The organism is Candidatus Mycobacterium wuenschmannii (genome assembly GCF_030252325.1).
GTDB classification, from domain to species: domain Bacteria; phylum Actinomycetota; class Actinomycetes; order Mycobacteriales; family Mycobacteriaceae; genus Mycobacterium; species Mycobacterium wuenschmannii.
In genome coordinates, this window is record NZ_CP126981.1 from 1361383 (window position 1) to 1373196 (window position 11814).

Below are 11814 nucleotides of genomic sequence, written 5' to 3' on the forward strand. Positions count from 1 at the left end.
GATGTCAGCCGACCGGCGTACGCCGTGTGCGCTGCATTCGCCCTTCTAAACCCCACTGGGCCACCTTCACTACGGCCTCGCGGATGTTGGAACCACTCATCTTCGAGACGCCCAACTCGCGTTCGGTGAACGTGATCGGCACCTCGGCGACGACGAACCCATTGGTGATCGTGCGCCAGGTCAGGTCGATTTGGAAGCAGTAGCCCTTGGAGTCGACGTGGTCGAGGTCGATCTTCTCCAGCACGTCGCGGCGGTACGCGCGGTAGCCGGCGGTGATGTCGTGGATGCCGATGCCCAGCGCCAGGCGCGCGTAGGTGTTGGCCGTCCAGGACAGCGCCCAGCGTCGCCACGGCCAGTTCTTCACGTCGCCGCCCTCGACGTAGCGCGAACCGATCACCAGGTCGGCGCCGCCGTCGATCGCAGCCAGCAACAGATGCAGCTGCTCGGGAGCGTGGCTGCCGTCGGCGTCCATCTCGACGAGCGTGGTGTAGCCGCGGCCGAGACCCCAGGCGAAGCCGGCCAGGTACGCCGCGCCCAACCCGTCCTTGACGGTCCGGTGCATCACGTGGATCACGCCCGGGTTGGCGGCCGACAGATCCTCGGCCAGCTTCCCGGTGCCGTCTGGGCTGTTGTCGTCGACGATGAGTAGGTGCACCTCGGGCAGGGCGGTGCGGAGTCGCTGGACGATCAGCGGCAGGTTCTCCCGCTCGTTGAACGTCGGGATGATCACCAGGGTGCGCTGGCTGGGGCGCTCGCCCGCAGCCCCGGGCACCGAATCACCGGTGGTCATAGGTCTCCTTCTGCTGGCCCTTGCCGGGAGGGATGAAGTTCGTCGCCGTCGTCGACCACTGCGTCGTCACCAACTGGGTCGTCGTCGGGATTGTCTGGCGCCGGGGCGCCTCTGTTTGCCAACTCGGACAGCCGTCGGTGGATATCCGCGAACCATCCATTGTGCAGTATCGCGGCGAACAGGACCGCCAGAGCGGCTACGACCAGAGCGCCCTGCACGATCGGACCCCACTTGGCGGCGGGCGTCATCGTCGTCTTGAGGCGAACCTGGTTGTCGAGATAACCGGGCGTGAAGAACCGTGTCCGGTGGAGTTCACGGCCATCCGGGGTGACGATGGCCGAGATTCCGACGTTGCTGGAGACTAGCGCGTAGCGGTCGAGTTCGACCGCGCGCAGCTTGGAAAACGCCAGCTGCTGCTCGCTCATCGTCTGGTTGAAGTTGGCGTTGTTGGCGGGCACCGCGAGCACCTGTGCGCCGTTGCGGACCGAATGCTGCAGCGCCCGGTCGAAGCTGACCTCCCAGCAGGTCGCGATGCCGATCGGAGTATTCCCGGCCCGCACGACACCGGTCCCCTTGCCGGGGACGATGTAGCCGGCCATATCGGCCATCGAGGACAGGTGCCGGAAGAAGCCCCGCCACGGCAGGTATTCGCCGAAGGGCTGGACGATCCGCTTGTCGTGGCGGTCGCCGGGCCCGGTTTTCGGATTCCAGACGATCACCGTGTTCGTCTGTGCCGGGTCCTCGATCGACCGGTTGGGCAGGTCGAGCACCGTGCCGACCAGGATCGGCGCGCCGATCGCCTCGACAGCGACCGAAATCTCTTGTGCCGCTTCGGGATTTGCTGTCGGGTCGATTTCCGAGGCGTCCTCCGGCCAGACGACGAAGTCGGGCTGCGGCGCGCGACCGGCCCGCACGTCGTCGGCCAGGTGGCGGGTCTCCCGTACGTCGTTGCCCAGCACCGCGAGCCGCTGGGCGTTGAACTCCAGCCCGAGCCTGGGCACGTTGCCCTGCACGATCGCCGCGGTGACGGTCGGCTCGTTGCCGGCGCCGGTGCCGGAATGGCGCACCTGCGGCCAGACCGCAGCGGCCAGAAAGAACATCAGGCAGATGCACAACGCGGGCAGCACGACGGCGGGCGGGGCGTCGGCAATCCGGGCGTCGGCGGCGCTGTGCTGGTCGGAGCCGTGCCGGCGTCGCGCCGCCCACCACCACGTCACGGTCTCCATGACCAGCGCGGCGGCGGCGCAGCCGGTGAGCACGATCGCCAGTGAGAGCAGCGGGACCCCGCCCAATCGGGCCAGCGGCAGGAACGGCCCCGAAGTCTGACCGGCGGCTACCACGCCCCACGGGAAGCCGCCGAACGGGATGGTGCATTTCAGCCACTCCTGCGCCGTCCACAACAGCGCGAACCAGATCGGCCAGCCGGGTAACCGTCGGGCTGTGACCGCCGCCAGGCCGAAGAGGCCCGGAAATGCCGCACACAGCGCGACCAGCGCGAGCAACGGGATGCCGCCGACGAGGATGCTGATCCAGCGGATCAGCGGTAGGTAGAACGCGACGCCGAACAGGGCTCCGTAGCCGAATCCACCGAATGGCGTGGTGGCCGGTCGGGTCAGCACCCAGGCCAGCACGGCGAAGGCGAGGATCGCCGCCCACCACCAGTTGAACCGCGGGTAGCTGGCGCAGAGCAGCAATCCGGCGACGATGGTCGCGGTCAGTCGCGTCAGCCGGGGCCGGAGCCAGCGGCCCGCCTGCGGCACCCGGATCCGCGTCTGCCGGAACAGCCAGGCCGCCAGCGCCCCGGCCAGAAGCACGAGCCGGGCCCACACGTACTTGCCGATCCGGCCGGCATGCGCGCGCAGCTCGGCCCCGCGGTCGTTGCCGGGGGGCAGCTCGAGATCGGTTGCAGCATCATCGATGTCGTCGTCCGGCAAGTCGTCGTCCGCGACCGGCGGGATCTCCCCCGTCACCTCGGCGTCGACGGGCGCCGGGATCTCGCCGGTGACGGCCTCGTCGTCCTTGATGGGGTCAGTGATGGGCGGGATGATGTCGGTGTTCTCGGCCGGCCGGATCCGGCGATCGGACCGTCGCAGTCCCCTAGGCATGGATCACCGCGCCACGGTGCACGGTCTGCCGGCATCGCGGCAGGGAGTCGGTGGCACCCAGTCGCGGCAGCGCGGGCACCCGCGATCGCGGGTCGGTCGACCAGCGGCGGACGGCGTCGCTCGACGCGCTGTCGTCGAATTCGTCGACATCCCACACCGCGTACGACGCGGGGGCGCCCGGAACCAGGCTGCCCGCCAGCTCGTCGGCGGCGCCGCAGGCACGCCAGCCTCCGCGCGTCGAGGCGGCAAAGGCGGCGCGCGCGGAGATCGAACTGTCCGCCGAATGATGGTGGGTGGCCGCCCGGATCGTCGCCCACGGGTCGAGGCCGGTCACCGGGGCGTCGGATCCGAACGCGAGGGCCACGCCTTGGGATGCTAGCAGCGCAAACGGGTTCATCAGCCCGGCTCGATGGATACCGAGACGGCGGGCGTACATGCCGTCCGCACCACCCCAGAGCGCGTCGAAGTTGGGCTGCATGCTGGCCAGCACTCCCCACGCGCCGAGCTTGGCCGCCTGCTCGCCGGTGACCATCTCGAGGTGTTCGAGGCGATGGCCGCAGCGGGCGACGGCGGGCACACCGAGATCGTCGACCACCCGCTCGAGGGCGTTGACGACGCTCGCTACCGCGGCATCGCCGATGACGTGAAAGCCCGCGGTGACGCCGGCTTCGGTGCAGGCCCGCAGGTGTGCGCCGACCGCGTCGTCGTCGAGGTAGCAGGTGCCGCGGTGTTCGGCGTCGTCGTAGGGGTCGTGCAACCAGGCCGTTCGGGACCCGACCGCGCCGTCGACGAACAGGTCGCCGGCCAACCCGGCGGCGTTGGTCTCGTCGATCAGCGCGCGGGCGGCGGTGGGACTGGTGACCGCCTCACCCCAGTAGCCGATCACCTCGACGCCGTGCTCGAGTGCGCTTAGTTCCCGCCAGTCGTCCAGGCCGCCGATCTGTGGGCCGGCGCATTCATGCACGGCGACAACGCCATTCGCGGCGGCGGCATCCAGCGCGGCATGGCGGGCTTCGCGGCGCTGAGCGTCGGTGAGCAGGTCACGCGCGACGGCGCGGACCCGGTGATGCGCGTCGGCCACGAGCGGCCGCAGCTCGTCGTGGCCGGCCGACGCGGCCAGACCCTCGACGCGCTGCCGCAGGCCGGTCGATGCCAGCGCCGAGTGCACGTCGATGCGGGCCAGGTAGGCCGGCCGGTCGCCGAGCACCGCGTCGAGGTCGTCGGTGCTGGGCGCGACGTTCTCCGGCCACGCCGTCTCGTCCCAGCCGTGACCCCAGACCGGCTCGCCGGGGTGGGCGGCGGCATAGTCGGCGATCAGTCGCAGGCAGTGCGGCAGGGATGTCGAGGCCCGCAGGTCGAGGCCGGTGAGCGTCAGGCCGGTCGCGGTGAGGTGGATGTGGCTGTCGACGAAGGCGGGGGCGACGTAACCGCCGGCCAGGTCGACGATGTGCGCGCCCGCGAACTGGTCGCGGCCGACGTCGTCGCTGCCCAGCCACGCCACGGCGCCGCCGCGCACCGCCATGGCGGTGGCGTCGGGATGGCTGGGACTGTGCACCCTGCCGTTCAGCAGCAGGGTGGTCGGGACGTCCGTCACGCCGATAGAACCTAGGCGTTGGGGCGATTCGGACCGAGCGCGGGTGGATCGACCTCGGTGACGTCGATTACCTCGCCGTCGATGTAATTGGCCCGCGGCGTGCGGGCGTAGGGGGTGCCGCCGACGACGGTGATCAGCGGAATGCGGCGGCCGAGTCCGCGGACGGCCAGCGCGCTCAGCAGCGGGCGTGCGACGGCGCGGGTCGGGGGCAGCAACAGCAGCAGCCCGGCGACGCTGGTCAGCAGGCCGGGAGTGACGACGAGCAGGGTGCCCAGCGCGACCGCCATGCTGTCGGCGGCCGGTGCCGGGCCGCCGCCGTTGAACAGCCGGCTCATCTGCACCCTGAGTTGCGAACCCGCCATCGCCAGGCCGCCGGCGAACGCGGCCAGCAGCAACAGCAGGGTCCAGCCGAGCCCGATCGTCGACGCCAGCGCCACCACAACGGCGAGCTCGGCGACGACATAGAGCAGAAACAGTCGCGACACCATGACATGCCAACGACGCAGACCGTCGCGAGAGTTCCGCAGACGGCCGTCGGACGGTTAGATGACGTCGTGACGACAATCGAGCTCGACACCCCGACCGGACCGATCGATGCGCTGCTCGACATTCCGCCCGGCCAGGGCCCGTGGCCCGGGGTGGTGATCATCCACGACGCGATCGGCTACGCCGCGGACAAGGAAGAGATCAACCGCCATGTCGCTTCGGCCGGCTACCTCGCGCTGACCCCGAACCTCTTCTCGCGTGGCGGGTGGGCGCGCTGCGTCACCAAGGTGATGGCGCAGCTGCAAACCAAGAAAGGCCAGGCGCTCGACGACATTCTGGCCGCCCGCGATCACCTCAAGGCGCTGCCCGACTGCACCGGCAAGGTCGGCATCGCCGGCTTCTGCATGGGCGGCGGGTTCGCACTTGTCATGTCGCCCAAGGGTTTTGATGCTTCGGCGCCGTTCTACGGCGCGCCGCTCCCCCGTCAGCTCGACGACACCCTAGAGGGGGCCTGCCCGATCGTCGCCAGTTATGGCGCCCGCGACCCCATCGGTATCGGCGCGCCCAAGAAGCTGCAGCGGGTGCTCGAGCACAAGGGGATCCCGAACGACGTCAAGGCCTATAAGGCCGGGCACAGCTTCGCCAACAAGCTGCCGGCTCAGCCGCTCCTGCGCATCACGGGGTTCGGCTACAACGAGGAGGCCACCGAGGACGCCTGGGCGCGGGTGTTCTCGTTCTTCGGCGAGCACCTACGCGCTTAGGCGGGGCGCAACTCCAGGCCGACGTTGTTCTTCATGCCGCCGCGCCACTTGCTGAACAGGTTGAAGACCTTGCCGACGATGCCGTACTCGCGTCCGATCGCGTCGTAGACCAGGCCGGTCTGCGACGCGTCCAGGATGCTCGCGGTCGCCTCGACGGCCTCGCTCTTGGGGTGACCCTGCATGTCGCAGATCGCCAGCGTGACCCGCGGGGTGTTGCGAATTCGCTTGACCTTCCACGACTTTGCCTGCGTGATCACCAGCAGCCGGTCGCCCTCGTTGGCCGCCCAGATCGCGGTCGGCTTGGGCCGGCCGTCCTTGGTGAAAGTGGTCAGCAGGACGTATTGCGCCTTGGCGACGTCGGCGAAGGTCGGAGCCATGACGTCAGCTTAGAGGCAGATCGTGTCGGTCGGCGATGGCATAATCGAATGTATGTTCGAATCGCTGATGCCGTCGCCCGAATCGGTGGCGAGGATGGACGCGATGTACGAGCGAAGGCACCCCACGCCGACGGTGATGTCCACAGCCCTGGTGGACGACCTACGGGCGGCCGGACGCGCGGAGAACATCGCCGCCGGTCGTCGCTTGGCGGTCGTTGGTGAGCTGGACAAGTTGCGATTGCGCCTGCTAGGTGAGCGGGAGACCTGGTGTACCGACACGCAGGACGGCGTGGCGGCCGAGATTGCCGCGGCCTTGAACATCAGCCATAGCCTGGCGACCAGCTACCTTTACTACGCCCGCGCAATGCGCTTGCGGTTGCCGCGGGTCGGAGCCCTGCTGCAGGCCGGTGACCTCGATTACCGCAGCTTTCAAACGATCGTCTATCGCACAGATCTGATCACCGATCCCGATGTGATCGTCGCCGTGGATGCGACGTTGGCCGGCAAGGCCCAGCACTGGCCCGCGATGACCCGCGGCGCGCTGGGCGCCGCGGTCGATCGCGTCGTGGCCCGTGCCGATCGCGATGCCGTACGCCGGCGGCGCGAACTCCAGGCTGAGCGCGAGCTGTCGATGGTCGACGACGGACACGGGTTGACGGAAATCTTCGGCAGGCTGCTGACTCCCGATGCGCACGCTCTGGACGCGCGGCTCGATGCGCTTGCCGGGACGGTGTGTGCCGACGATCCCCGTACTCGCAATCAGCGCCGCGCCGATTCGATGGCCGCGCTGACGAGTGGAGCCGAGCGGTTGCTATGTCTCTGCGGACGCCCCGACTGTCCGGCGATCGGTGGACCGCTGCCCACGCCCGTCGTCATCCACGTCGTCGCCGACCTGGCGACGGTGGAGGGTCGCGGCAGTTCGCCGGGATCGATGCTCAACAGCGACTCGCTCATACCGGCCGACCAGATTGCTGAGCTCGCGCGATCGGCGAAGCTTCGTCCGCTGGTGCATCCGGGCGACGCACCGCCGGAAAAGCGTTACGTCCCGTCCCAGGCGCTGGCCGATTTCGTCCGCTGTCGCGATCTGACGTGCCGCTTCCCGGGCTGCGACCGGCCCGCGGTCCGGTGCGACGTCGACCATACGGTCGCTCACGCCGACGGCGGGCCGACACACGCGTCCAATCTGAAATGCCTGTGCCGCCTTCATCATTTGATCAAGACGTTCTGGGGCTGGTCCGATCGGCAGCTGCCCGACGGCACGGTGGTCTGGACGTCACCGACCCGACACACCTACATGACTGATCCCGGCAGCGCAATGCTGTTCCCCCAATTCTGTTCTCCCACCGGCATACTCGATGTCGCCGCGAGTAAACCGCGATGCGGCGACCGGGCCGCCATGATGCCGAAGCGTCGTCGCACTCGCGCCCAGAACCGCGCCCGCTATGTGGCCGACCAGCGTCGACACAACCGACGAGTGCGGCAGGCCCATCGAGCCAACGATCCGCCCGTAACCGCCAACAACGACGAGCCGCCGCCCTTCTGACTTTCAGCGCGGCATTCGGCGCCAGACGAACTGCGGCAGGATCCGCATGACGGCGGCGACCGGGCCCAAGGCCCACGGGATCCACACTGACCGCCGACCCTTGGCCAGAGCGCGGGCCGTCCGCTCGGCGACCTGCGCGGGGGTGCTGGACAGCGGCGCCGGCGGCATGCCCTCGGTCATCCGACCGATCACAAATCCGGGCCGTGAGATCAGCAGCTGTACGCCGCTGCCGTGCAGGGCGTCGGCCAGGCCGCTGGCGAAGCCGTCGAGACCGGCCTTGGCCGAGCCGTAGACGTAGTTGGCGCGGCGCACCCGGTTCCCGGCGATCGACGAGAACACCACGAGTTGCCCACGGCCGGCTTGGCGCATGGCCAAGGCCAGGTGAGTGAGCAGGCTGACCTGCGCGACGTAGTCGGTGTGAACGACGGCCACGGCATGTGCGGCGTCGCCCTCGGCGCGGGCTTGGTCGCCGAGGATTCCGAACGCCAGCACCGCGGTGTCGAGTGGACCGTGTTCGGCGGCGACCGACACCAGCAGCGCACCGTGCGAGTCGATGTCGTCGGCGTCGAACTCGACGCTCGCCACGCGCGCCGCTCCGGCCGCAAGGATCGCAGCGATCTCGTCGTCGAGGCGGTCGGCGTTGCGGGCCGCCAGCACGATCGAGGCGCCCGGCGCGAGCCGCACCGCGAGTTCCACTCCGATCTCACTGCGGCCGCCGAGAATCAGCACCGTCCGCGCGCCCGTGTCATCCACGGCTGCGATTATGTCCTGCGCTAGCGTGGGCGGTGATGGCGAACTCCACAGCCCGGCTGACCAACGACGCGTTGGCGTTTCTCACCGAACGCCACCTCGCCATGCTGACCACGCTGCGGGCCGACAATTCGCCGCACGTGGTCGCGGTCGGCTTCACCTTCGACCCCAAGACGCACATCGCCCGGGTGATCACCACGGGTGGTTCGCAGAAGGCCGTCAACGCCGATCGTGGCGGGGTCGCGGTGCTCAGCCAGGTCGACGGCGCTCGCTGGCTGTCGCTGGAAGGGCAGGCGAGCGTCAATGGTGACATCGACGCCGTCCGCGACGCCGAGCTGCGCTACGCGCAGCGCTACCGCACGCCGCGGGAGAACCCGCGACGGGTGGTCATCGAGGTACACATCGAGCGGGTGCTGGGATCGTCAGATCTGTTGACCCGCAAGGGCGAATAGCCGGCTAGACGAGGGTTGCCCCGGGCGCGCGGATCACCAGCGGGACCGCCGGGAAGTACGCCGCCATCTCCGGACGGGACTTGGCCAGCGCGGCGGTGCCATAGCCGCGGTGCCGATAGTCCGGGTGGATCCAGATCCGGACGTGCACCTCGTGCCCGTTGAGTTCGCCGAACACCATGCCGACCTTGTCGTCGCCGTCGATCGCGACGAACCAGGCTGCCTCTTCGGCATCGAATCGCTCTTGTGCGGAACGGATTTCGTCGTCGAGCCCACTAGCCGGCCCAGCTGATCCGTCACCGTGAGTGCCGATATCCTCGGTGCGAGCGGCGAAGATGTCGTGGTCGCCCTTGCCGGAAAACGCACGCAGCGCCAACGTTTCACCGGAACTGGCCGGCCGGTCCTTGAAGGTGAAGCTGAGGATGTTGTCGAGGTCCTCGAGCTCGGCGATGATCTTCTCGCGCGAGTCCTTGGTCAGCTGGTCGAAAGACATGCCGATCACTGCTTCGGCGCCCAGCCGTGAGGTGTCCAGCAACTCGACGATGCCGTCCACCGCGGACGGCCGGTCGTCGGCTTCGACGATCAGGTCGAGCACTTCGTGTCGGCGTTCCAGCGCTTTCATCAACGCTTTGGTGATCTCTCGGCGGGCGGCGGCGCGATCGTGATCGGTCATCGTCTGAGCCTAATACTTAAATCGCGATCACGATCAGTTCGTGCGGACGGTGATTGACCGACTGCGCACCGTCGTCGCTCACCACCACGATGTCTTCGATGCGGGCTCCCCACTGACCCGGGAAGTAGATGCCCGGTTCGACGGAGAACGCCATGCCAGCCCGCAGCGGCAGGTCATTGCCGGCGACGATGTAGGGCTCCTCGTGCACCGACAAGCCGATGCCGTGGCCGGTGCGGTGCACGAAGTAGTCGGCGAGCCCGGCTTCGGCCAGCACATCGCGTGCGGCGGCGTCGATCTGCTCGGCGGTGACGCCGGGCCGGACCGCGTCGACGGCGGCCTGCTGCGCCCGCTGTAGCACCGAATACTGCTGCGCCACTTCAGGACTCGGCTCGCCGATGCTGTAGGTGCGGGTCGAGTCGGAGTTGTAGCCGGGCGCGTACGGGCCACCGATGTCGACGACGACAATGTCGCCGGCCTCGATCTCGCGGTCGGAGTATTCGTGGTGCGGGTCGGCGCCGTGCGGCCCGGAGCCGACGATGACGAACGCCGCCGCCGTATGTCCTTCGGCGACAATGGCTTCGGCGATGTCGGCCGCGACGTCGGCCTCGGTGCGGCCGGGCACCAGGAACTCCGGCACCCGGGCGTGCACCCGGTCGATCGCCGCGCCGGCTTTCCGCAGCGCGTCGATCTCGGCGGCGTCCTTGACCATCCGCAACTCGCGCAGCACGCCGGTGGCCAGCACCGGCAACGTGCCGAGCACCTCGGCCAGCGGCAGCAGGTGCAGCGCCAGCATCGAATCGGTGACCGCCGTCGCGGCCGGTGCGCCCACGGCCTCGGCGACCAGCCGGTAGGGGTCCTCGCCGTCGACCCAATCTCGCACCACCACGCCAAGATCCGCGGCCGCGGACTCTTTCAGCGACGCCAATTCCAGCCGCGGCACGACGATCGTCGGGTCGCCGGTGACCGGCAACACCAGCGCGGTGAGGCGCTCGAAGGTTTCTGCCCGCGAGCCGATCAAATAGCGCAGGTCGTACCCCGGGGTGATCACCAGGCCGGCCAGGCCCGCCTGCTCGGTCGCGGCGATCGCGGCAGCCACCCGGCGGCGGTAGACGTCTGCGTCGAAGCGGTCAGAACCCATGCGTTTCTCCTATGTCAAGCCGCTGCCGGTTGGCAGGGCTTAGTTCGGTGTTGCTGGTCGGTGTGGAGGTGGCTGAAAACGACGCGGGCCAGGCGGCGTTTGAGGCAACGCAGGGCTTCGGAGTTGGAGTCGCCTATAGCAAGGCGGTGTCGGTAGTAAGTGCGGCCCAAGCCCTCGAGGCGGATCTGAGTGACGGCTATGCGATGCAGGGCGGCGTTGAGTTGCCGGTTGCCCGAACGGGTCATCCGAACCCGCCCCGCGGTATTGCCCGACCACACCGGAATGGGCGCCACCCCGGAATGGCGGGCGAAGGCGGCCTCACTTTTGAAACGAGTTACCCCGGCTGTTTCACCGACCAGCTTGGCCGCGGTCAATTCCCCGCACCCGGGCATCGCCAGCAGCGCAGGCGCAACCGCGCGTACTCGCGAACCGATCCGGTTAGCCAGTGCCTCGATTGCTTCGGTCAGCCGGGTAATGTCGGCGAGCTCATCGCGGGCCAACTCGGCAACCAGACCGGGCACCGTCACCAACCAAGCGCCCAACAGCACGCGATGTTTGGAGCGGTCCAACGAAGCCGGAACCGGGGCACGCTCGGGATCGAGTTCGTGAACCCGCCAGCGCAACCGGTTGATCATCGCAGTCCGTTGTGCCACAAGGACTTCCCGGCGATCCACCAACAGCTTCAACTCGCGCGACACCTCATCGTGAGATGCGACAGGTAGGTCGGGTTCGCGAAGAAACGCCCGCGCAACCGCCAGCGCATCAATCGGGTCAGACTTACCACGAGTACGCGCTGAGGCCCGGGCTTGAGCCATCAACTTCGGCGGTACCCGCACCACCTGCTGGCCAGCGGTGAGCAGATCCCGTTCCAACCGCGCCGACAAATGCCGACAATCCTCGATCGCCCACACCACCTTGGTGCCAAAGCGCTCGCGGACCCACATCACTGCCTCGGCATGACCGGCGGTGACAGCCCTAACAGTCTTCTCGCCAAGCTTGCGCCCCACCTCATCGACGGCGACGAACGTGTGCGTGTGCTTGTGTACGTCGGCTCCAACAACAACCATGGTGATTGCCTCCATTCACTGTGAGGTGACGGTTGGGCCGGTCGGCGGACACATCTCAGTGGGGGCGGTGCCACGCTCCTA

General features: G+C 68.6%; 12 protein-coding genes. 3 read left to right on the forward strand and 9 right to left on the reverse strand.

Translation table 11 applies throughout. The annotated features are described in order from the left end of the window. Positions 1–4: 4 nt before the first annotated feature. The 4 genes from PT015_RS06570 to PT015_RS06585 form a co-directional block, all read right to left on the reverse strand. Positions 5–790 (reverse strand): polyprenol monophosphomannose synthase, encoded by a 786-nt coding sequence (locus PT015_RS06570; protein WP_285189713.1) that lies wholly within the window; start codon positions 788–790, stop codon positions 5–7. Next, a complete protein-coding gene (gene lnt, locus PT015_RS06575; protein WP_285189716.1) occupies positions 787–2895 on the reverse strand; it encodes an apolipoprotein N-acyltransferase in 2109 nt (702 codons plus the stop codon). Before lnt ends, PT015_RS06570 begins: the two co-directional genes overlap by 4 nt. Beyond that, positions 2888–4417: an amidohydrolase gene (locus tag PT015_RS06580; RefSeq protein WP_390888001.1), complete on the reverse strand. Its 1530-nt coding sequence runs from the start codon at positions 4415–4417 to the stop codon at positions 2888–2890. The genes lnt and PT015_RS06580 overlap by 8 nt, the downstream gene beginning before the upstream one ends. An 83-nt stretch (positions 4418–4500) precedes the next feature. After that, a complete protein-coding gene (locus PT015_RS06585) occupies positions 4501–4977 on the reverse strand; it encodes an FxsA family protein (protein WP_285189719.1) in 477 nt (158 codons plus the stop codon). Positions 4978–5043: 66 nt separating this feature from the next. On the opposite strand from PT015_RS06585, the gene PT015_RS06590 reads away from it, so the two are divergent. Then, complete coding sequence (locus tag PT015_RS06590; RefSeq protein WP_285189720.1) at positions 5044–5736, forward strand: dienelactone hydrolase family protein; 693 nt, start codon at positions 5044–5046, stop codon at positions 5734–5736. Here PT015_RS06590 and PT015_RS06595 read toward each other — a convergent pair. After that, entirely contained in the window at positions 5733–6113 is a 381-nt protein-coding gene (locus PT015_RS06595; RefSeq protein ID WP_285189721.1) for a PPOX class F420-dependent oxidoreductase, read from the reverse strand. The genes PT015_RS06590 and PT015_RS06595 overlap by 4 nt on opposite strands. A gap of 52 nt (positions 6114–6165) precedes the next feature. Between PT015_RS06595 and PT015_RS06600 the strand changes: the two genes are divergently transcribed. After that, positions 6166–7656, forward strand: coding sequence for an HNH endonuclease signature motif containing protein (locus tag PT015_RS06600; protein ID WP_390888002.1), 1491 nt, complete (start codon positions 6166–6168; stop codon positions 7654–7656). 3 nt (positions 7657–7659) lie between these two features. Here the strand turns inward: PT015_RS06600 and PT015_RS06605 are convergent, their stop codons facing one another. Beyond that, the gene (locus PT015_RS06605) at positions 7660–8409 is read right to left on the reverse strand and encodes an SDR family NAD(P)-dependent oxidoreductase (protein WP_285189724.1); all 750 of its coding nucleotides are present in this window, start codon (positions 8407–8409) and stop codon (positions 7660–7662) included. Positions 8410–8444: 35 nt separating this feature from the next. On the opposite strand from PT015_RS06605, the gene PT015_RS06610 reads away from it, so the two are divergent. Continuing rightward, positions 8445–8858 carry a F420-dependent biliverdin reductase gene (locus PT015_RS06610; RefSeq protein ID WP_285189725.1) on the forward strand — a complete coding sequence of 138 codons (414 nt, stop codon included), beginning with the start codon at positions 8445–8447 and terminating at the stop codon, positions 8856–8858. Positions 8859–8862: 4 nt separating this feature from the next. Here the strand turns inward: PT015_RS06610 and PT015_RS06615 are convergent, their stop codons facing one another. From PT015_RS06615 to PT015_RS06625, 3 genes are read right to left on the reverse strand one after another with little or no spacing between them, the layout of a single operon-like run. After that, on the reverse strand, positions 8863–9528 hold the full coding sequence (locus PT015_RS06615) for a GNAT family N-acetyltransferase (protein WP_285189726.1): 666 nt from the start codon (positions 9526–9528) through the stop codon (positions 8863–8865). A 16-nt stretch (positions 9529–9544) separates the two neighbouring features. After that, positions 9545–10666, reverse strand: coding sequence for a M24 family metallopeptidase (locus PT015_RS06620; protein ID WP_285189727.1), 1122 nt, complete (start codon positions 10664–10666; stop codon positions 9545–9547). A gap of 14 nt (positions 10667–10680) precedes the next feature. Then, entirely contained in the window at positions 10681–11748 is a 1068-nt protein-coding gene (locus PT015_RS06625) for an IS110 family transposase (RefSeq protein ID WP_449247814.1), read from the reverse strand. Positions 11749–11814: the final 66 nt, after the last annotated feature.